Source organism: Thermocrinis ruber (genome assembly GCF_000512735.1).
Classification (GTDB): Bacteria; Aquificota; Aquificia; order Aquificales; family Aquificaceae; genus Thermocrinis; species Thermocrinis ruber.
This window is the reverse complement of sequence record NZ_CP007028.1, coordinates 1,015,639-1,036,576: the sequence shown is the minus strand read 5'-3', so window position 1 is coordinate 1,036,576 and position 20,938 is coordinate 1,015,639. Positions and strand designations below refer to the sequence as shown.

The 20,938-nt window shown below is 46.2% G+C and carries 21 protein-coding genes and 1 tRNA gene; 11 read left to right on the top strand and 11 right to left on the bottom strand.

Features of this window, described 5'->3' with window-relative positions; translation table 11 throughout:
* Positions 1 to 10 precede the first annotated feature (10 nt).
* From clpP to THERU_RS05545, 3 genes are all read right to left on the bottom strand, one after another.
* Positions 11 to 607: an ATP-dependent Clp endopeptidase proteolytic subunit ClpP gene (gene clpP, locus THERU_RS05555; RefSeq protein ID WP_025306289.1), complete on the bottom strand. Its 597-nt coding sequence runs from the start codon at positions 605 to 607 to the stop codon at positions 11 to 13.
* Positions 594 to 1,898, bottom strand: coding sequence for a trigger factor (gene tig, locus THERU_RS05550; protein ID WP_025306288.1), 1,305 nt, complete (start codon positions 1,896 to 1,898; stop codon positions 594 to 596). The genes clpP and tig overlap by 14 nt, the downstream gene beginning before the upstream one ends.
* A gap of 20 nt (positions 1,899 to 1,918) precedes the next feature.
* A tRNA-Leu gene (locus THERU_RS05545) sits at positions 1,919 to 2,002 on the bottom strand.
* A 20-nt stretch (positions 2,003 to 2,022) separates the two neighbouring features.
* On the opposite strand from THERU_RS05545, the gene THERU_RS05540 reads away from it, so the two are divergent.
* From THERU_RS05540 to THERU_RS05490, 11 genes are read left to right on the top strand one after another with little or no spacing between them, the layout of a single operon-like run.
* Entirely contained in the window at positions 2,023 to 2,850 is an 828-nt protein-coding gene (locus THERU_RS05540) for a peptidylprolyl isomerase (protein WP_025306287.1), read from the top strand.
* Positions 2,793 to 3,644: a SurA N-terminal domain-containing protein gene (locus tag THERU_RS05535; RefSeq protein WP_025306286.1), complete on the top strand. Its 852-nt coding sequence runs from the start codon at positions 2,793 to 2,795 to the stop codon at positions 3,642 to 3,644. The genes THERU_RS05540 and THERU_RS05535 overlap by 58 nt, the downstream gene beginning before the upstream one ends.
* On the top strand, positions 3,641 to 4,069 hold the full coding sequence (locus THERU_RS05530) for a phosphatidylglycerophosphatase A family protein (protein WP_025306285.1): 429 nt from the start codon (positions 3,641 to 3,643) through the stop codon (positions 4,067 to 4,069). The genes THERU_RS05535 and THERU_RS05530 overlap by 4 nt, the downstream gene beginning before the upstream one ends.
* A gap of 12 nt (positions 4,070 to 4,081) precedes the next feature.
* On the top strand, positions 4,082 to 6,271 hold the full coding sequence (locus tag THERU_RS05525; RefSeq protein ID WP_025306284.1) for a lipoyl protein ligase domain-containing protein: 2,190 nt from the start codon (positions 4,082 to 4,084) through the stop codon (positions 6,269 to 6,271).
* The gene (locus THERU_RS05520; RefSeq protein WP_025306283.1) at positions 6,259 to 7,848 is read left to right on the top strand and encodes a sensor domain-containing diguanylate cyclase; all 1,590 of its coding nucleotides are present in this window, start codon (positions 6,259 to 6,261) and stop codon (positions 7,846 to 7,848) included. Before THERU_RS05525 ends, THERU_RS05520 begins: the two co-directional genes overlap by 13 nt.
* 32 nt (positions 7,849 to 7,880) lie before the next feature.
* Complete coding sequence (gene ftsH, locus THERU_RS05515) at positions 7,881 to 9,755, top strand: ATP-dependent zinc metalloprotease FtsH (protein ID WP_025306282.1); 1,875 nt, start codon at positions 7,881 to 7,883, stop codon at positions 9,753 to 9,755.
* Between the two features lie 21 nt (positions 9,756 to 9,776).
* Positions 9,777 to 11,066, top strand: a complete 1,290-nt coding sequence (gene leuC / locus THERU_RS05510; RefSeq protein ID WP_025306281.1) for a 3-isopropylmalate dehydratase large subunit — start codon at positions 9,777 to 9,779, stop codon at positions 11,064 to 11,066.
* Positions 11,063 to 12,265, top strand: a complete 1,203-nt coding sequence (locus THERU_RS05505) for a molybdopterin molybdotransferase MoeA (protein ID WP_025306280.1) — start codon at positions 11,063 to 11,065, stop codon at positions 12,263 to 12,265. The genes leuC and THERU_RS05505 overlap by 4 nt, the downstream gene beginning before the upstream one ends.
* 14 nt (positions 12,266 to 12,279) lie before the next feature.
* Entirely contained in the window at positions 12,280 to 13,755 is a 1,476-nt protein-coding gene (gene cysS / locus THERU_RS05500) for a cysteine--tRNA ligase (RefSeq protein ID WP_025306279.1), read from the top strand.
* Positions 13,737 to 14,603 (top strand): bifunctional methylenetetrahydrofolate dehydrogenase/methenyltetrahydrofolate cyclohydrolase FolD, encoded by an 867-nt coding sequence (gene folD, locus THERU_RS05495; RefSeq protein WP_038532170.1) that lies wholly within the window; start codon positions 13,737 to 13,739, stop codon positions 14,601 to 14,603. The genes cysS and folD overlap by 19 nt, the downstream gene beginning before the upstream one ends.
* On the top strand, positions 14,587 to 14,823 hold the full coding sequence (locus THERU_RS05490) for a DUF167 domain-containing protein (protein WP_025306277.1): 237 nt from the start codon (positions 14,587 to 14,589) through the stop codon (positions 14,821 to 14,823). Before folD ends, THERU_RS05490 begins: the two co-directional genes overlap by 17 nt.
* On the opposite strand, the gene THERU_RS05485 is transcribed toward THERU_RS05490, so the two are convergent.
* The 8 genes from THERU_RS05485 to THERU_RS05450 form a co-directional block, all read right to left on the bottom strand.
* On the bottom strand, positions 14,800 to 15,198 hold the full coding sequence (locus tag THERU_RS05485; RefSeq protein WP_025306276.1) for a hypothetical protein: 399 nt from the start codon (positions 15,196 to 15,198) through the stop codon (positions 14,800 to 14,802). The genes THERU_RS05490 and THERU_RS05485 overlap by 24 nt on opposite strands.
* 23 nt (positions 15,199 to 15,221) lie before the next feature.
* Entirely contained in the window at positions 15,222 to 15,788 is a 567-nt protein-coding gene (locus THERU_RS05480; protein WP_025306275.1) for a nucleotide exchange factor GrpE, read from the bottom strand.
* Positions 15,788 to 16,615 carry a 30S ribosomal protein S2 gene (gene rpsB, locus THERU_RS05475; RefSeq protein ID WP_025306274.1) on the bottom strand — a complete coding sequence of 276 codons (828 nt, stop codon included), beginning with the start codon at positions 16,613 to 16,615 and terminating at the stop codon, positions 15,788 to 15,790. Before rpsB ends, THERU_RS05480 begins: the two co-directional genes overlap by 1 nt.
* 71 nt (positions 16,616 to 16,686) lie before the next feature.
* Complete coding sequence (locus THERU_RS08610) at positions 16,687 to 16,851, bottom strand: hypothetical protein (protein WP_169727095.1); 165 nt, start codon at positions 16,849 to 16,851, stop codon at positions 16,687 to 16,689.
* Between the two features lie 50 nt (positions 16,852 to 16,901).
* Positions 16,902 to 18,527, bottom strand: a complete 1,626-nt coding sequence (locus tag THERU_RS05465; protein WP_025306273.1) for a cytochrome c oxidase subunit I — start codon at positions 18,525 to 18,527, stop codon at positions 16,902 to 16,904.
* A gap of 12 nt (positions 18,528 to 18,539) precedes the next feature.
* Positions 18,540 to 19,304: a cytochrome c oxidase subunit II gene (gene coxB / locus THERU_RS05460; RefSeq protein WP_025306272.1), complete on the bottom strand. Its 765-nt coding sequence runs from the start codon at positions 19,302 to 19,304 to the stop codon at positions 18,540 to 18,542.
* Positions 19,301 to 20,068, bottom strand: a complete 768-nt coding sequence (locus THERU_RS05455) for an SCO family protein (RefSeq protein WP_025306271.1) — start codon at positions 20,066 to 20,068, stop codon at positions 19,301 to 19,303. The genes coxB and THERU_RS05455 overlap by 4 nt, the downstream gene beginning before the upstream one ends.
* Positions 20,065 to 20,847, bottom strand: coding sequence for a cytochrome c oxidase subunit 3 (locus THERU_RS05450; RefSeq protein WP_025306270.1), 783 nt, complete (start codon positions 20,845 to 20,847; stop codon positions 20,065 to 20,067). The genes THERU_RS05455 and THERU_RS05450 overlap by 4 nt, the downstream gene beginning before the upstream one ends.
* Positions 20,848 to 20,938 lie beyond the last annotated feature (91 nt).

Sequence of the window (20,938 nt, the reverse complement as noted above, 5' to 3'; positions counted from 1 at the left end):
TTTAATTCCTCTATGTCCTTTTGGTTATCACCTTATCCACTATGCCATACTCCATAGCCTCGTAGGCAGACATAAAGTAGTCCCTTTCCACATCCCTCTCAATCTTCTCTAAGGGTTGTCCTGTGTGGAAGGCGAGTATTTCGTTCAGCATATTCTTTATCCTCTTTATCTCCTCTGCGTGGATTATTATGTCCGTAGCTTGACCGGTTATACCGCCCAAGGGCTGGTGGATCATAATACGAGCATGTGGAAGGGCATATCTCTTACCCTTAGCACCCGCCGCAAGCAAAACTGCGCCCATAGACGCCGCCTGTCCTATGCAGATGGTGACCACGTCGGGCTTTATATACTGCATCGTGTCGTAGATTGCCATACCGGCGGTAACGGAACCACCAGGAGAGTTAATGTACATGTATATATCCTTTTCGGGGTCCTGGGCCTCCAGAAAGAGAAGCTGAGCAACGATCAGGTTTGCCACATGGTCGTCTATGGGATAGCCAAGCAAAACGATCCTGTCCTGCAGTAGCCTTGAGTATATGTCATAAGCCCTTTCGCCCCTTGGTGTCTGTTCTATAACTATGGGCACCAGCTGGTCAAGTATTTTCATCCTGCTTTTCCTCCTTCTTTTCTTCAACTTCAATCACTTGAACTTTACTCATTATATCCTCTAAGGCCTTTCTCCTCAGAACATCCCCCTTTATTACTTCCTCTAAGTTTCTTGATTGCACATCAGCCTTTATTTGCTCTGGGCTAACGCCATAAGCCTGTGCCAGCTTGGTGTACTCCTCTTCAAGGTCCTTTTCCTCTGCCTGCAGGTTCTTTGTTTGTGCGTATTTATCAAGGATGTATCTTAGCTTTATGTTTGCGATTGCCTGGGGCAAAAGCTCCTGTGCCAACCCTTGAATATTTATGTATCGTGTGTCTATACCCAAAGAAGAGAGCTCTCTGAGTCTTCTGTCCACCAGAAAGCTAAGCTCTCTCCTGAGGAGGGTCTGAGGGACCTCAAACTCATGAAGTTCAATGAGTTTTTTGGCTATATTCTCCTCTACGAGGGATTTCTTATAGTTTTCAAGGTTTTCCTTGACCGTCTGTCTGATCTTTTCTTCCGCAGAAGACCAGGTGTCTCCGAGTCCCAGTTCCTTGGCAAAGTCGTCGTTCACCTCCGGCAGGACCTTCTCCTTTACCGCCTTTATAGAGATTTTCACCTTTGCCTTTCCTACCACCTTGCCCTCCGCATCAAAAAGGTCCACACTCTCTATCTCCACCTCTTCCCCTTCCTTTTTACCCACCAGCGCCTTTTCTATCTCTTCCCTCAAGAACCTCCGCCCCACTATAACCGCGGTCTCCCCTTCTGATGTTTCTCCGCTTTCTAAGTCCTCCACCCTGTAATCTATTACCACCAAATCCCCTTCCTTTATTTCTCTATCCACGGGTTCCCAAAGGGCGTGTTGCTCTCTCAGTCTGTTTATCTCCTCTTGGACCATCTCCTCCTTGAACTCAACCTTTGGAATCTCCACCCGAAGATTTTCTATCTCTTGGAGCTTTAGTTCAAAGCTTGGAGGCACCTCAAAGACCACACGGTAGGCTACCTTTTCTTCGCTTTCTTCAAGCTGGACCTCTTCAAGGTATATGTCCGCAGCAGGCTTTAGACCGCTCTCCTCTATGGCTTTTGATAAAGTGGCGTCCGCAACCCTTTTACCAACCTCCTCCCTTATGTAGTCCTTGTACCTTGCCTTTATGAGCCAGAGAGGAGCCTTTCCCTTTCTGAAACCTTCAATCTCTACGTTCTGTACTAACTCTTGGCATACGTTCTCCAAGTTTTTTCTTACGATATCTCCCTGAACTTCTACCAACAGACTTTTAAATAGCCCTTCTCTGTCCTCAAGGCTGACCTTCATAGAAACCTCCTTAGATTTTATGCGGGTGGAGGGAGTCGAACCCTCACGGGCATAAGCCCACGGGATCCTAAGTCCCGCGCGTCTGCCAATTCCGCCACACCCGCTTAGGATTTAAAATTATAACATGCTCTTATTTCTCATATTATTAGCCTTCTTTGGCTTTTCAAGTGCCTCTGTGGTGGCAAGGGTGGGTTCAGAAACCATAAAAAAGGATGAACTTTATGAATACTTTAACTCCTACTGGAGGGAAATACTGCATCTACCAATAGCAAGGGCGACAAAGGAGGACGTGCAAAACTTTCTGGTGGAGCTTGTCAGGTCCAAGGTGATAAGGCAAGAAGCCAAAAAGATGGGTATAAGCTTAAGGGATGCGGAGGTGGAGGATTACATACAAAAGAACATAGGCTCAAAGAACCTAAGCCCGATAGCCCTTTATTTCATAGAGACCGAGATTTTGGTGGACAAGATCGCAGAAAGACTCTATAGAGGTTCCGAGATTACCGAAAATCAAGTGATAGCCTACTATTATTTGAACCTTAGGGACTTTAAGATGCCCGCCCAGGTTAGGTTGGAACGTTTTGTGGCAGATAGCTTAGAGAGTGCCAACGAACTTTACTACAGGCTATCAAAGGGAATAGAGTTTTGGGAGGACATAAAAGGAGTTAAAAAGGGAGAAGCCATATGGTACTCTATACAAGCATTGCCGGATGTGTTAAGGGCACAGCTGAGCCCTTACGAGGTGGGAAAGGTTTCAAAGCCCATATACACGGAGGCGGGCTATGTGGTCTTTAGGGTGGTGGGAAGGAGGAACGAAGGTATCCTCCCGTTAGAGGAAGCTAAACCTATGGTTAGGGCTAAACTTATAAGGGAAAAAAGGCAGGAGGTTTTAAAGGAATGGTTGGAGAAAACCTTAAGAAACTATCGGGTGGAATTCTACTTTTCACAGCTTTAGTGTTTTTTTCCTTTGCGCAAGGGCTGGTGGATAGGGTGGTGGCGTCTGTGAACGGAGATCCTATCCTTGAGAGTGATGTGAAACTGGGTATGCTCTTTTACAACACCACGGACAGAAGGGAAGTTATCTCAAGGCTTGTGGATGTATGGCTCATCAATCAGTTCCTTCAGGGAAAAGGCGTTGGCGTACAGGAGGAGCTTCTGGACCAAGCCCTGATCAAAATAGCACAGGCTAACAACATGAGCCTTGAAAGACTACAAAATGAACTCCAAAAGGAGGGGCTTACACTGAGGGACCTTAAGGAGTTTTTAAGAAAAGAGCTCTTATTTAGTCAGGGCATATACGCGGTACTTTTGAGGGAGGTGAATGTGTCTGCCTTGGACTTGGAGTTGGAAAAACTCAAAAGGGGACAGGTGGAGGTAAAGAGGTTAGTGGAGGTGTTAGTGGTGGATAAAAAGGACGGGGAAAGGCTGATGAGAGCCCTTGAGAAGACCAAGGACTTGCGAGAGCTTGCCAAAACCCTCGGGCTGGAGGTGGAGACACTTTTAGTAAAGAAAGGGGAACTGGTGGAGAGTCTTGATAAGGAAGTTTGGAACGCCAAGGTGGGAGATCTAGTCTTTGGAGAGGACAAAGAGCACGTATACGTAGCCAAGGTGTTGGAGGTCAAAGAAGAGTATAAAGGAAAGCCTTTGGAAGAGCTAAAAGAGGAGCTACTTGAGAAAAAGCTTGAGGAGAGAAAAAAAGAGCTTTTGCAAAACCTGAGGAAGAGGAGCTTTATAAGGATAATGGGATGAACTGGGAGCTAATTGCCACTGGTTTTTACCTGGGAAGGTTTAGGTATGCGCCGGGGACGGTGGGAACCCTTTTGGGGGTGCCATTGGCTTACCTTTTTGGTTTTAAGTGGTGGCTGGTGCTTTTGGTGGGTGTTTTCCTTTATTTTCTTGGGGTTAAGTCTGCGGAATACATGATGGAACTTACAAGGGAGGAGGATCCAGAGGGTGTGGTAATAGACGAAATAGTGGGATACTTTTTTGCCTTTCTGTTTCTTGAGCCCACTTTAAAAGCGCTACTTTTAGCCTTTGTTCTCTTTAGGCTGTTAGACATTCTCAAGCCTTTCCCAATAAATCTTTTTGAGAGAATGCCCAAAGGGCATGGCGTTATGGCGGACGATGTGGTTGCAGGGTTATTAACGGGGTTTATACTTTATCTGATAATTTAAGGAGGTGGAAAAATGTGGAGAGTTTTATATACAGGACAAAGGCCACAGCACGAAAACATTGCCCTTGACCAAATAATGCTTGAGCTCAGGGCTCAGGATAAAATTCCCAACACCATAAGATTTTTGCAATTCAAGCCCGAATGCGTACTCATAGGCTACCATCAATCGGTGGAACAGGAGGTACGGCTTGAATACGTCCAAAGGGAAGGCATAGAGGTAGGAAGGCGGATCACTGGCGGTGGTGCCATATACTTTGACGAGACCCAAATAGGCTGGGAGATAATCGCAGACAAAAACAGTTTTGGAGAGAACATAAGCTTTGAAGAGCTAACCGCAAAAATATGCAACGCGGTAGCGAAGGGACTTCAGAAGCTCGGCATTCCCGCCCAGTTTAGACCAAGGAACGACATAGAGGTAGAAGGAAGGAAAATATCCGGTACAGGTGGTGTTTTTGAAGGAAAGGCCTTTCTTTATCAGGGAACTATTCTCATGGACTTTAACGTGGAACGCATGCTAAAGTCTTTGCAGATTCCTGTAGAAAAGCTAACCTCAAAGGGTATAAAGTCCGCAGAGGACAGGGTAGAATGGGTCAAAAGATACTTGGGAAGGATGCCAGAAAAGGAGGAGGTCTTTTCCGCCATACTGGAGGGGCTCTCAGAAGAGCTTGGCATACAATACCAATGGGGAGAGCTCACAGAAGAAGAAAAAAGACTTTTGGAGGAGAGAAAGGAATACTACAGGAGCCCAGAATGGGTCTATGAAGTAAAGAGGTCCTCTTCGGAGCCGGAGCTCTTGTTTGGAATATACCGCTGTTTGGGTGGCACCTTTAGGGTCTCCGCCAAAGTGGACCCAGACAGAAAACTCTTGGAACAGGTGATCATAAACGGCGACTTTTTTGTGGAGCCCAAAAGGCTCATATACGACCTTGAGGCATACCTAAAACATACACCCTTGCAGGACGTGGAAAGGAGAATAAGGGAGTTTTTCAAGGATAGACAATGGGAAGGTTTGAACCTGACGGTGGATGATATAGTCTCCGCGGTGATGTTCCCGCTTACAAAGATAGAGGGACTTGAGTTGGGCATGGAAAAAAAAACTCTTAATGACATCATCGGTAGCATAGGGGGAGGGTTGATTGAGAACCTAAAAAAAGCAAAGGTTATGCTTTTGCCTTACTGTGCCAAGCCTCGCTGGTGTGATTACAGACATTTGGATGATTGCGGGGAGTGTGGAGGTTGCACGGTGGGAGATGCCTACAGACTTGCCTATCAAAAGGGCATGATCCCCATAACCATTACCTCCTTTGAGCTTCTGAGGGACACCCTCAAGTGGTGTGCGGAAAACGGCTACACCTACGTGGGACACTGCTGTTATGAGTTTTACGAAAAAAGGTATGAAATTTTTCAAAAGGCAAGCAAAGAGGGGGCAAAGGGTGTACTCTTTAACATTGTGGGAACCACCTGCTACAGCTTGGGAGTGGAAGAAGAAGAAAAGGCATACCACGGCGAGTTTACCGTGGAGCTGGACCTTATAAAGGATGCCTTAGTCAAATCCCTGAGCGTAAAGGAGGACGAAAAGGTTTCAGAAAGGGTTCAAAGAAAACACTTTGATTTTTCTCCCTTCTTTAAGGACTTTGTGCCTTCTTATTACAAAAAGCCGAAGGCGGTGCCAACACCAGAAGAGGACAGAACAAGAACAGCCCTCCAAAAGGAGGTATTTTTGGGGGATGCAACCATAGATGGCAAAACCGTTAGCTACGAAACCGCCTTTGAAGTACTCGCAGAATGGCTAAGAAGTGCCAAAAAGCCCACGGTGGTAGTGGGTCCCCTCTTGCTATGGGATTGGCAGGAGGAGGAGCTAAATCAAAAGGCAAAAGCCCTGAGGGAATTGATAGACAGGATAGGAAAGCTTCAGGTTAAGGTCCTTCCCGACTATCGCCCCAAGCTAAAAAAATACGACCCATCGGTAGAGATGGACCCTCCAAACCCCCATGAGAGCATACTTCACGACCAAAACGACCTAACCATCCTTGTGGGAGTTCATTGCTACAGGACAGACTTTGTGATAAGGCTACTTAGAAAACACACCCCCACCAAAGTGGTTGCCCTCTGTGGTCTTTATGGACATCCAGAAGCCCACCTATCCACAAGCTTTACAGACGCAGAAAAATTGCTTAAATTCTTGAGCCTATGGAAAGGTTAGCCCTTGAGAGGGAGGCGTTGGACATTATTCCTTTTCCTGTCCTTTTGATAGACAAAGACTACAGAGTGGTTTCTATGAACAAACGTGCAAAGGAACTCTATACCCAGAGTGGTCAAACTTGCTACCAGATCAGTCATTCCTTTTCTGAACCCTGCCACCTTCACAAAGACCATCCCTGCCCCCTAAAGGAGATAATAGAGAGAGGGCTAAAAGAATGTTCTGTCCTTCACAAACACAAAACCAAAAATGGAGAGGAATACCATTTGGTAAAGGCAGTCTATATGCCAGAATATGACCTCTTTTTGGAGCTACACATCCCCTTGGAGGAGTTATTGTCCGCCTTTGATACCGCCCGGCTAAGACCGGAACTTTTGATAAATTCAGGTCCCCTTGCCTTCTTTCTGTGGGAAAAAAAAGAGGGCTGGCCCGTCAGGGACGCTTCTAAAAGTGTTTATGAGCTCACCGGCTACACGGTGGAGGAATTTTTGGGCGGTAAGATAGACTACGCGTCCCTTATTCATCCGGAGGATTTGGAAAGAGTCTCCCAAGAGGTGGCAACCTATACCAACACCAACAAAGACTTTTGGACCCATGAGCCCTACCGGATCATTACGAAGGACGGAAAGGTAAAATGGGTGCTTGACCATACGGTAAGCGTCAAGGACAACGAGGGCAACATAGTTGGCTATTATGGCTATGTGATGGATATATCCGAGTTTTATGAGAAGGAAGATCTTTTTGTGCTCATTGCGGAGAACAACCCAAACGGTGTGATCCTGTATGACTTTCAGGAGGATAAGATTGTCTATGCCAACCGAGTTTTTCTTAAAATGCTCAAATACCAAGAGGAGGAGGTTATAGGGAAAAGTGTATTGGCTTTTGTGGATCCAAAAGATTTAGAAAGTGTAAAAAGGTTAATAGAAAGAGTAAAAGCCGGTTTTACGAAGTCTCTAAGAGTTATTATAAGGGTTCCGACAAAAACAGGAAAAGTTAAATGGTTCAAGCTTGTTGGGCATGTGGTTATATACAGAAACAAAGAACATTTGCTTATTACCCTCGTGGACATAACGATGGAAAAGAAAAGAGAGAAGAGGCTCTTTTATTTGGCGACTACCGATAGGCTTACAAAGCTTCTGAACAGACATGCGGGCATTAAAATGTTTGAAAACTTGCTCTATCAAGCCCAAAGGTATGGGGTTCCCTTCTCCCTTCTCATGCTTGACATTGACAACTTCAAAAAGCTCAACGATGAGCTTGGGCACTTGGTGGGGGACCTTGCCTTGCGCAAAGTAGCAAAAGCCATAAAGAAAAGCATAAGAAAGAGTGATGTAGTCATAAGGTGGGGCGGTGAGGAATTTTTGCTCCTCCTACCACATACCGCGGATCCTCTTCCTATTGGAGAAAAGATAAGAAAGCTAATTAATGCCATAAGTATAGACGGATACGGTCCCCTGAGCGTTTCCGTGGGTGCTACTACCTACCGGGAGGGTGATACCATAGATAGTATGATCCAAAGGGCGGACAGCGCCCTCTACTCTGCGAAAAGGAAAGGTAAAAACAGGGTTGAAGTAGCTTGAAAAGTGCAAGGGTTGGTCTATTTTAATCCTTTATGCAGTGGATGAAAAACATCTTCATATGGATCCTTATCATTGGCTTTATGATCCTTGCCTTTAATGTGTTTAGCGGTTCAGAAAGAGACGCGGGCGTAAGGACGCCCATAAACACCGTCCTTGAACTGGCAAAGGAAGGCAAGCTAAAGGAGGTAAAGATAAAGGATAACATCCTTGTGGGCATAACCACTGATGGACAAAAGATAGAAACGGGTTTGCCACCGGGAACAGACATAGTTAGCCAGCTCATAGAGAAGGGCGTTAGGGTAGAGGTGGCGGTTCAGGAGCACGGCGGTTGGTGGCTAACCTTTTTAGTCTCTTGGCTACCCATACTGCTCTTTATCGGCATATGGATCTACATGATGAGGCAGGTTAGCGGTGGGGGCGGAGGTGGCGCAAGGGGTGCCTTCAGCTTTGGCAAGAGCAGGGCAAAGGTCTATATTGACGAAAAGCCAAAGGTAACCCTTAACGATGTGGCAGGGATGGACGAGGTAAAGGAAGAAGTAAAGGAGATAATAGAGTATCTGAAAGACCCCATAAGGTTTCAAAAGCTGGGTGGAAGACCTCCAAAGGGTGTCCTGCTTTACGGTGAGCCGGGAGTAGGAAAGACCCTTTTGGCAAAAGCAATAGCAGGAGAAGCCCACGTGCCCTTTATATCGGTCTCCGGCTCGGACTTTGTGGAAATGTTTGTGGGTGTTGGTGCGGCAAGGGTGCGAGACCTCTTTGAAACCGCAAAAAAACATGCTCCCTGCATTATCTTCATAGACGAAATAGACGCAGTTGGAAGGTCAAGGGGTGCCTTCAACTTGGGAGGAGGACACGACGAAAGAGAGCAAACCCTAAACCAGCTTTTGGTGGAAATGGACGGCTTTGACACCTCCGAGGGCATAATAGTCATCGCCGCTACCAACAGACCGGATATACTGGACCCAGCCCTGCTCAGACCCGGAAGGTTTGACAGGCAAATTTATATTCCAAAGCCCGATGTTCGTGGAAGGTACGAGATACTCAAGGTGCATGCTAGGAACAAAAAGCTTGCACCCAACGTAGATTTGGAGATTGTGGCAAGGGCAACGCCCGGTTTTAACGGTGCGGACCTGGAGAACATCCTCAACGAGGCAGCACTTTTAGCCGCAAGGAAAGGGAAAGAATACATAGAGATGGAAGACATAGAAGAGGCCATAGACCGGGTTACCATGGGCTTGGAGCGTAAGGGTATGGTCATATCTCCCAAGGAGAAGGAGAAGATAGCCTACCACGAGGCAGGGCACGCCATAATGAGCCTGATGGTGCCGGGCTCCGACGCCCTCCATAAGGTCTCCATCATACCAAGGGGTATGGCTCTGGGCGTTACCCAACAATTACCCATTGACGATAAGCATATGTACGACAGGCAGGATCTAATGGGAAGGCTTATAGTCCTCTTTGGCGGACGGGCAGCGGAAGAAGTTTTTTATGGCAAAGAGGGTATAACCACCGGTGCGGAGAACGACCTGCAAAGGGCAACGGAGCTTGCCTACAGGATGGTCTCTATGTGGGGAATGAGCGAGAAGGTGGGTCCCGTGGCGGTAAGGCGTGTGGTAAATCCCTTTTTGGGTGGCATGACCACCTCCATAGACATAAGCGAGGAGATGAGAAGGAGCATAGACGAAGAGGTCAAAAGGCTCTTGACGGAAGCTTACGAGACTGCCAAGGCTATCATAGAAACTTATAAAGAGCCCTTGAGGGCTGTGGTCAAAAGGCTCCTTGAAAAGGAAACTATCTCCTGCGAGGAGTTCGTGGAAGTGCTTAAACTCTACGGCGTTGAAGTAAAGAACGAATGCAAGAAGGAAGAATTTAAGAAGGAGCCTGCCAAGGAGGAAGTTAAAGTTTAAAATTAAAAAGGAGGTAGAAAGATGGGAATGACGATAACCGAAAAGATCATTGCAGACCATGCCGGCAAGAAGGAAGTAAAGCCGGGGGATTTAGTAACCGTAAAGATAGACCTGGCAATGGCAAACGATGTAACAGCACCGTTGGCTATAAAGATCCTTGAAAAATACAACATAGACAAGGTCTTTGACCCAGAAAAGATCGCCCTAGTCCTTTCCCACTTTGTACCCGCCAAGGATATAAAGTCCGCCGAGCAGGCAAAGATGGTCAGAGACTTTGCCAAAAAGCACAATATAAAGTGGTTCTTCCAGGAGGGAGAGGGTATAGAACATACGATCCTACCGGAGGAAGGTCTCGTGGTTCCCGGAGACTTGGTAGTTGGTGCGGACTCTCATACATGCACCTACGGTGCTCTTGGAGCCTTCTCCACCGGTATGGGTTCCACCGACATAGCCTACGCCATGGCGACGGGAGAAACCTGGCTGAGGGTTCCCCACTCCATGAAGTTTATCTTCTACGGAAAACCTTCCCCGTGGGTAATGGGCAAAGACCTGATTTTGCACACCATAGGGCAGATTGGCGTGGATGGAGCCCTCTACAAGGCTATGGAGTTTGAAGGTGAAGCCATAAGACATCTTTCCATGGATCAGCGCTTTACAATCACCAACATGGCGGTGGAGGCGGGAGCAAAGAACGGCATAATTGCACCCGATGAAAAGACCCTACAGTATGTATCCCAGAGGGCAAAAAAACCTTGGAAGATCTATCATAGCGACCCGGATGCAGAATATTCCGAAATTTACGAGTGGGATGCGGGCAAGTTGGAGCCTTTGGTAGCATGGCCCTATCTACCCTCCAATGTTCATCCAGTAAGTGAATCCACCCACATAACCATAGACCAAGCCTTCATAGGCTCCTGCACCAACGGAAGGATAGAGGACCTTCGGATCGCTGCAAAAATATTGAAGGGAAGAAAGGTACACCCTTATGTTAGGTGTATAGTGATCCCAGCTTCTAAGAAGGTTTATATGCAAGCTCTGAAAGAAGGTCTTATTGACATATTCTTGGAGGCTGGATGCGTGGTTTCTGTCTCCACCTGCGGTCCATGTCTTGGTGGTCATATGGGCATTCTGGCAGAAGGGGAAAGGTGTATATCTACCTCCAACAGAAACTTTCCCGGAAGGATGGGACATCCAAAGAGCGAAGCCTACTTGGCAAACCCTGCGGTGGTTGCAGCGAGCGCGGTATTGGGTAGAATCGCCCATCCCGAGGAGGTTGTAAGCCTAAAGGAGGTGGAGGAAGCTTTAGTATGATGCCCTATGAAGAAGCCCTAAGTATAGTTCTCTCCCATTGCCCCATCCTTCCCACTGAAAAGGTCTGTCTTTTGGACGCCTTGGGTAGGGTTCTGGCGGAGGATGTGATATCAGAGGAAGACAGACCCTCCTTTGACAACTCCGCCATGGATGGATACGCAGTCCACTGGGAGGACATCAAGGATGCACCGGTAGAACTTTTGGTGGTGGGAGAGCTACCCGCCGGTGCAGAGGAGACTTTTGAACTTCCAAGGGGTTGTGCAGTTAAGATTTTTACAGGGGCACCAATTCCAAAGGGTGCCACTGCGGTGGTGCCAGTAGAATACACCGAGGCAAAAAATGGAAAGGTTTTAATAAAGGAAGCCTTCAAAGAGGGGGCAAACATAAGAAGAAAGGGTGAAGAGCTAAAGGCTGGAGAGATAGTCTTACAAAAGGGAACTATCTTACGGCATTACGAGATAGGCCTTTTGGCTTCTTTAAACAAGGTTCAGGTGGAGGTATCAAGAAGGCCAAGGGTGGCAGTTCTATCCACCGGAGATGAGATAAAGGACTTAGGAGAAACCATCACAAAGCCCTCCCAAATAAGAACGTCCAACGGCTACACCCTTATGGCGGGCATCTCCCTTGTAGGGGGAGAGCCCCATTATCTTGGCATAGTTCCCGATGAACCAGATAAACTGAAAAAAGCCCTTTCTCAGCTTGAAGACTACGACGTTTTTATAACCACCGGTGGTGTGTCTGCGGGAGAAAGGGACTACATAAAAACCCTCGTGGAAGAGGTAGGTGTAAAGGTGCATTTTCATAAAGTCCGAATAAAGCCTGCCAAGCCCATACTTTTTGGCACTTACAAAGAGGGCAAGGGGCTCTTCTTTGGTATTCCGGGAAATCCTGTCTCCTGCGCTATGGCCTTTGACCTCATAGTAAAGCCTGCCCTTCTGAAGATGCAGTCTGCCAAGGATTATATGCCCAAAACTCTTTGGGCAAAGCTCAAAAGGGACTTTTCACGAAGGGATCCAGAAAGAAGAGAGTTTGTTAGGGCGGTCCTGAGCCTTGAGGGACAGCAGCTTGTCTGCGATTATTCCCCAAAGCTTCAATCTCATATGCTCACATCCTACGTCGGTGCCAACTGCTACATGGTAGTTAGGGAGGGTGTTAAAGAGCTCAAGGGGGGAGAATTGGTAGAAGTAGTACTCTTCTGATAAAATTTTTACCGATGGGTTTGAAGATATACAACACCCTTAGCGGAAAGCTTGAGGAGTTTGTGCCCATAAATCCTCCAGAGGTAAAAATGTACGTCTGCGGTGTAACGGTCTACGATGACTCCCATGTGGGACATGGCAGGAGTCTCATCGTCTTTGATGTCTTTAGGAGATACCTTGAGCACTTGGGATACAAGGTAAAATTTGTTAGAAACTTCACCGATGTGGATGACAAGATCATAAACAGAGCAAAGAGTGAATGCGTGCCCTTTATGACCATAGCCAACAGATATATAGCCAGCTACTACGAGGATATGGAAGTTATAGGTGTAAGGCCAGCAGATGTGGAGCCACGAGTCAGCGAACACATCCCAGAGATCATAGAGGTTATATCCAAGCTTATTGAGAAGGGTTATGCCTACGAATCGGGTGGAGATGTGTATTTTTCTGTGTCTGCTTTTCCAGAGTATGGTAAACTTTCCAAAAGGAACCCAGAGGAGTTGGAAGCGGGTGCAAGAGTAGAGCCTTCCGAGAAGAAAAGAAACCCATTAGATTTTGCCCTGTGGAAGTCTGCCAAGGCTGGAGAACCCGCGTGGGATTCTCCCTGGGGTCCCGGAAGACCAGGGTGGCATACCGAATGTGTGGCAATGATCTTCAAGCACTTAGGAGAGACCATTGATATCCATGCGGGGGGGCTTGATCTGGTTTTCCCCCACCATGAAAACGAAATAGCCCAGGCGGAAGCCTGCACTGGAAAGCCCTTTGCTCGCTATTGGATGCACAACGGACTGGTTACAGTGGGTGGACAAAAAATGTCTAAATCTTTAGGCAACTACATCACCCTAAAGGAGGTCTATTCCAGATACCATCCGGATGTGCTAAGGCTTTTGGTTTTATTTACCCACTATAGAAGTCCCCTAGACTTCTCTTGGGAAAAGATGGAGGAGACAAAGAAGGCTTACGAAAGGCTAAAAAGTGCCATAACAGACCTGGAGCTTTTGAAAAACCTACCCATAGAAGAGAGTTCTGGAACACATCCCCTCTTTGAAAAGGTAAAGGAAGTGGAAGAGAAGTTCTTTGAGGAGCTGAGCCAAGATTTTAATACCCCCGCCAGCCTTTCCCATCTCTTTGGTCTAGTCTCCGAGCTAAACAAAATAAAGAAAACCGCCTTTGAGAGAAAGAGTATAAAGTCCAATGAGCTCTCCGCTTATGAATATGCGGTAAACTCCCTTTTGAAGCACACAACCGGTATCTTTGGCATACTGGAGGATCTAAAGCGAGATGAGTGCGTTAGGGAAAAAAGGGAGAAGAAAGGCTCTGAAGAACAAAAGGTAGATGAAAGGCTGTTGGAGCTCTTGGTCAATGTTAGGGATAAGGCAAGAAAAGCAAAGTATTACGATATATCCGATTACATAAGGGATGAGTTGGCTAAACTTGGAGTTATTCTGGAGGATACACCGGCGGGCACAAAATGGAAACTTCAGCGATAATATTGGACGGTAGAGAAGTCTCAGAGAAAATTAGGGAGAACATAAAAAAGGAAGTAGAGTATTACCTTCAAAGAGGCTACAGGAAACCCTCCTTGGCGGTTATATTGGTGGGCGATGACCCACCCAGTCTGGTCTATGTGGGAAACAAAAGGAAAGCCTGCGAAAAGGTGGGTATAAAATCCCTCTTTTACCATCTTCCATACAACACCAAACTGGAGGAGCTTTTGGAGCTTATCGCAGAACTGAACGCAAGGGAGGATGTAGATGGAATACTGGTCCAGCTACCCCTTCCACCTCACATACCCATGCAGGAGGTAATATTGGCCATATCTCCAAGGAAAGATGTGGATGGTTTTCATCCGGAGAATATGGGAAGGCTCTTGGGTAGGTTAGAGGGCGGTTTTATTCCATGCACACCCTTGGGCATAGACCTTTTGCTCAAACACTATCAAATAGACCTAAAGGGCAAGGATGTGGTTATAGTGGGAGCGGGATTTATTGTGGGAAGACCTCTTAGTGCCCTCATGCTTTGGAGGGATGCTACTGTTAGCGTATGCCACATTCACACTAAAGACATAAAAAAATACACCACCCAAGCGGACGTACTAATCTCCGCCACTGGGGTACCCCATCTGATAAGGGGGGATATGGTAAAAGAGGGTGCAATAGTTATAGATGTGGGAATAACTAAGGTGGGAAACAAAATCTTGGGAGATGTATGCTTTGAGGAGGTGAAGGAAAAGGCTTCCGCCATAACGCCCGTACCGGGTGGTGTGGGACCCATGACTGTAACTGCCCTACTTTTGAACACACTTCAAGCATACAAAAAAAATGTTAATAAAGGTTAAAGCTAAGCCCAGGTCAAAGGAAGAGTATGTAAAAAGGCTCGGAGAGGACTTTTACGAAGTAGCTGTAAAAGAGGCCCCAGAAAAAGGTAGAGCAAACGCAAGAATCGTGGAGCTACTTTCAATATATTTTGGAGTTAAGAAGGACAGAATAAAACTTGTAGCGGGCGAGACGTCAAAATCAAAATTATTCCAGATATTAGGAGAAAAAGACCAACCTTAGCATCCAACCTGTTATAAACTGAAAGAGAACGATAAGCAGTCCAAAGAGGGCTAAAAGTATGCCCACTTTTTTAGAACTTTCAGTTTTAAGCCAGAAGTATATAAAGCTCAGGAGAGAAAATACAGTCAAAAATATACCGTTCCATTTATGAGGAAAGCCCCAAATAAAAGGCGTCTTTGAAACCACCAACGGAATGTTTGCTACTTTAAAACCAGAGATCACCGTAAAAACCAAAAGGATAGAGAGAAGGGCATGTCCATATATGGCATACCTACGAAGGTCATCTCTTCCAAAAAGAAAGCCCAAAATGTACATAGAAAACACCGCAATAGCTAACAGGATAGTGGGATAGGAAAAGAGCGGATGTAGAATCATTATAACACCTCCAAAAATTTATTTTAAGTTATTTCTTCCTCCGAGTAAGAAACTACTACCCTAGCAGGTCTTAGGACCCTATCGTGAAGGTAATAACCCTTCCTTAATGTCCTCAGAACGGTGTTAGGAGGATGGTCAAGGGAGAGTTCTCTATCCACTGCCTCTGCCAAGTTCGGATCAAATTCCTTGCCCTCTAACTCTATAGCCCTTATGCCGTGCTTTTCTAACACGCTTAAAAACTGCCTGTATATTAGCTCTATACCCTCTCTTAGCGCCTGGACGCTTTCCGCTTTGCTTTCGAGAGCCCTTTCCAGGTTGTCCAAGACCTCCAAAACATCCAAAGCAAACCGGTCGTGCCCGTATCTCCTGAATTCCTCTATATCCCTCCTGTATCTCTCCTTGAGGAGCTCATACTCCCTTTGAAGCTCCACAAGTCTCTGGTTGGCAACCCTGGCTATGTTTTCAAGTTTGGTTAGCTTTTCCTCTAACTCCTTGAGCCTCTTTTCTTCTTCCTCCAACCGCTCTAAAACCTTCTCTTCAGTAGGCTTCTCGCCTAGTGTTTCTTCAGAAAGCCTTTCTTCTTCCTGCATCACTCAAGCTCCTCAGCACCCTTGTCTATGTATTCATACTTCTCAGACATTTCCATAGCCTTTTCAAAGAGAGCTTTTTCTTCCTCTGCTATGGTGATTATCCTCTTCCTGGCAACTTCTATTGCCTCTTCTCCCAAGGACTCTCTTCTTGTCTTTCCTTCAAGGACCGCGTCTGCTATCTTTGATGTTAGAAGCTTTATAGACTTTATGGCATCGTCGTTGCCGGGAATTGGGTAATCTATAACATCAGGGTCACAGTTAGAGTCTGCTATGGCTACCACAGTTATACCCAACTTCTTTGCCTCCTGAACCGCTATGTGTTCCCTCACCGTATCTACCACCCAAATGATGTCTGGTAGCCTTTTCATGTTAATTATGCCACCGTACAACTTGCGTAGCCTTTCCATCTTTTTCCGCAGAGCTTTAACTTCTTTCTTGGGTAGAACATCAAAGACACCTTCAGCTTCCATTCTCTCAAGGGTTTGCAACTTAAGGATACTTTTGCGGACAGTTGCAAAATTGGTCAGCAGGCCACCTACCCATCTTTCGTTGACATAGTGGGCTCCACATCTCTCTGCTTCTTCCTTTATTATGTCCTTTGCTTGCTTTTTGGTGCCCACAAAGAGGACCTCCGCCCCCTGGGCTACGCTGTCTGCCACAAAGTGATAAGCTTGCCTAAGATAGACAAGGGTCTTGTTTAGGTCTATTATATGGATCCCCTGCCTTACTCCATACAAAAAGGGAGCCATCTTGGGGTTCCATCTACCCCTGCTGTGTCCAAAGTGGACACCTGCCTCCAAAAGCTCGTTCATAGTTGCTACGCTCATGCTACACCTCCTTGGGTTTTGCCACCCTTTTCCATCACCCTTACGGGCAACCCAACCGGAAAAGGTGCGGTTTATTCTTTATTATTATACCAAAAACGCCTCTCCTTTTTGAGTATCTTTTCCTTGTACTCATCTATCTTTGCCTTTCTTACCTGAGGGTTGCTGTAAAACCAGAGACCAAACAAAAAGGAGAGGAAAACAATTCCTAAGAGAGCAAAAGCTATAAGAAACTTCATATTTCCCATCTTACTCATAGTTTTTAAAGGGGGCAAAGCCCCCAATAAGGTCAGTGAGGAAGCTGTTTGTGCTTTTTGAGCCACTCATAGTTATAGGGGTCCCAGTCTTCGGGCATGTGAGGAATCTTGTCAAAGTTGTGAGGTGGTGGTGGAGAAGGAATAAGCCATTCCAAAGAGGGAGACTCCCAAGGGTTGTCGGAGGCCTTTTTGCCAAATTTTGCGGAGAGGAAGAGGTTCAGAAGGGCTACGCCCACTCCGATGGCAAGGATGAAAGCCCCTATGGTTTGCAATTGGTGAAGGACAACCCAGCTCTCTATAGCAGGATAGTCTGCATACCTTCTGGGCATACCCTCAAGACCAACGATGAACTGCAGGAAGTAAAAGAGGTTAGAACCTATCATGATCAACACGAGACCCACTTTACCCCAGAGCTCACTGTACATTTTGCCGGTCAGTTTAGGGAACCAGTAGTAGAATCCGCCAAGAACTGCTAAGGTTTCTGCCATTCCCAACACGTAGTGGAAGTGTGCCACCACGAAGTGAGAATCGTGCACCGCTATGTCAAAGGCGGGAAGTCCCAGTGGTATTCCAGTCAAACCACCGATTAGGAACATGAATAGGGCAGACAGGGTGTAGAGCATGGGTGTGGTAAATCTTATGGAACCTTTATAGAGGGTGCCAATCCAGTTGAAGATCTTAATACCTGTTGGAACAGCTATCAGAACGGTGGTGTAGGAGAAAACAATCCTTATCCAATCTGGCACGCCACTGGTGAACATGTGGTGAACCCAAACCATAAAGCCAAGGATGGCTATACCCCATATAGCAAAGATCATGGAGGTTCTGCCGAAGATCTCCCTTCTGGAAAAGGTGGCGATCATCTCGGAGATCAGACCAAAGGCAGGAAGGATCATAACATACACAACGGGGTGGGAGTAGAACCAGAAAATGTTTTGATATAGGATAGGATCACCTCCCCTTGTGGGGTCAAAGAAGGCGGTATTGAAGTATTTGTCCAAAAGTAGCATGGTCACTGCACCTGCAAGGGCAGGAACACCAAGAATTTGGATAACGTTCATTGCCATAAAGGCATGCAAGAAAAGGTTCATTTTCTTAAGGGTTATTCCGGGAGCCCTCATGCTGAGGTTTGTAACCACCAGGTTTATGGCGGAGGCTAAGGATGCTGCGCCCAAGAGGTGTATAATAAGGGCATAGAAGGCTACAGGTCCAGCGTTATCGTTGAGGGAGAAAGGAGGATAACCCGTCCACATCATTCTTATATGGCTTCCGGGTAAAAGTGTAAGCAATGCCATCACACTAGCTGCAAAGAAAAGCCAATAGCTAAGGGCGTTGAGCCTTGGGAAGGCAACATCCCTTGCACCTATCATCAGAGGAAGAAGGAAGTTTCCGAAGGAACCCCATATTCCTACCGCCCACCAGAACTGCATGAGAACTCCGTGAAGAGTAAGAAGTTGATTGTAATGGTCCTCATCCATATACTGAAGACCCGGCTGGAATAATTCCAACCTTATACCGAGGGCGGAAATACCAGCAATAAGGAAGAATATTATGCTGGTTATGCCATACATTACGCCGATCTTCTTGTGGTCTGTGGTAAAGATCCACTCCTTTAGAGTGGCTCCAAACCACGGCTTATGGACGCCTGCTACTGCCATGGCCACACCTCCTTAGAAGTTTTTATTTAAAGATACCTTGTTAGCGGAATCTATTGGCTGACCGTACCACTTTTCAAACTCTTCTTTGGGAACAACCTTTAGCACAGCTGCCATTTTAGAGTGCTTTGTTCCACAGTATTCTCTGCAGAAGACCCAGTACTCTCCGGGCTGGTTGATCTTAAACCACATGTGTGTTATCCTTCCGGGTACAGCGTCCTCGGTAACCTTTGCAGGTTGCACATAAAAGGAGTGTATAACGTCTTGAGAGGTAAGAAGGACCTTTATGGGAACGCCCGCAGGAATGTATGCCTTTGCGGTGTCCGGGATTTTATCCAAGGGAAGGTAAGATTTTGTATCTGGGTCCTCAAACATGTTAAAGAAGGCAATAACCTGTTTTCCGTTTGGATATTGGAACTGCCAACCCCACATAAAGGCGGTAACCTTTATATCAAAGGAGTTTGCGGGTGCGGTCCTTTGGGTTTTGTAAAAGGCAAAGCTCTGGGTGGCAAGGTAGATAACTATTATCACAGGAATTATAGTCCATAGGACCTCTAAAGTTGGATTTTCTTTAACATGCTGTGCCTCTTCGTTGACTCCTTTTCTGTAGCGGTACTTGATCAAAAAGTAAGCACCAGGAATGAACACAGCAAGGTAAATTACCACAGATATAAACAACCATATGTAATACATGTTGTCCCACAAGTGGGCTGGTTCCGCCACGGGCTGTGCGAAGGAAGAGCCAGCCATCAGTAGGGCTAACAAACTGGTGCGCCTCATCTTAGTACCTCCTTTCGGGTTTTATAATATATGCCCAAGAAAAAGGTAAGCACAACCAAAGACACGCCTAAAAGGGCAAAAATTACCATTGGGTCTATTACATACTTGCTCCTTGCGTGGTCGTATCTGTAGCAGGCAAGCAATGCAAGGTCTATTATGTTGCTTAGGGTAGGTTTTTCTTTTTGGGCGTCCGCAAAGGCAAGTTTGAGGTCCTTTTCTGTAGGAAAGGCTCCGTATAAGTATCTGGTGATCTTGCCGGAGGGGGATATGAAGATGATTGCAGATGTGTGAATAAAGATTTTGTCTCTTGGCACATAGTAAAACTTGTAACCTGTTGCCTCTGTGAGTCTCTTTATATCCTCCTTGGACAAAAGTCCCACCAGCCAGTTTTCTGGAACCTTTCCTCCAAAGTTCTTGTCAATAAAAGCCTTTAGGGTTTCCAAATTATCCCTCTCATCAAAAGAAAGCACAACGAACCTATAGTCTGCAAATTTAGACCTTGAAGCTTTTAATACATTACTAACTGTAAGAGGACAGGCGGTTTCACAGGTGTAATAGGCAAATATAAGGGCGGTCGGTTTCCCGTCCATGAATTCTTTCAATCTTTTTGTGCCGTTGAGGGTTAGCACCTTTGCATCGGGAATTTCCTTACCTAAAAAGAACTCCTCTTGAATTTTGACTACAGACACGTCTTGCTCTCCATAGTTAGAAAGCCTATAAGCCATAACAAAAAGAGGTAGCAAGAGCAAAAGCAACAACCTCATACTAGGCTACCTACAAGGTATGCACTGCTTGCCACCAAGAGCCACATCAAATCCACAAAGTGCCAGTATAGGACTGTTGCCCTTATGTATGTTTGTCCTTTGTGATGGGATATTTGGTTGGTCAAAAGTAGCAGTATTGCAACTATTTGCATAAAGATACCCACAAATACGTGGGAGGTGTGTATGCCAGTTAGTGCATAAAAGCCCGTGCCATACATGTTAGAGCTGATGGTAAAACCGTTATGCCAAAGGTGGCTCCATTCAAGAATGTGTAAAACTGCAAAGAGCAAACCTAAAGCTATGGTTATCAGGAAAAAGAGGACTGCAAGGGCTTTTTTTCCACTGTGGGTAGCTTTTTCAGCAACTATAGCGGTTGCACTTGAAGTCCAAAGGATAAGTGTTAGAATAACAGGCATTATTAAGTTCATCTCCTTTGGCACCCAGTTGGGCCATTGGTCTGCATGGGCAACCCTTGCCATGTAAAAGGCTGCAAACATGGTGCCAAAGATCACCACCTCAGACACTATGAAGAAAACCATTGCGGGGAATCCTAAACCCTCCTCGTGGCCCTTCTTAAAGAACTCGTAAGCCCAGCCCGCCAAGGAGAGGATAAAGAGTGCTACTGATACACCACCTAAGACCAGTGCGAGCAATGGCTTTTGCCAAACGAAGTAGGATACAAAAGTTACCGGCAGTAGAAGCGTTGCTATACCTACAGGTAGAGGCCAATAGCTGTACTCGTGCTCTCCAAGGTGAGGGTGCGCCTCATGCTGTGCCATCTCAGTCCTCCTTTGCGGTGTAGTGGTATAAGTATATTAGAAAGTCTTTTCTCATTAATATGATTTACATCATAAGAACTTTTAGAGGTTA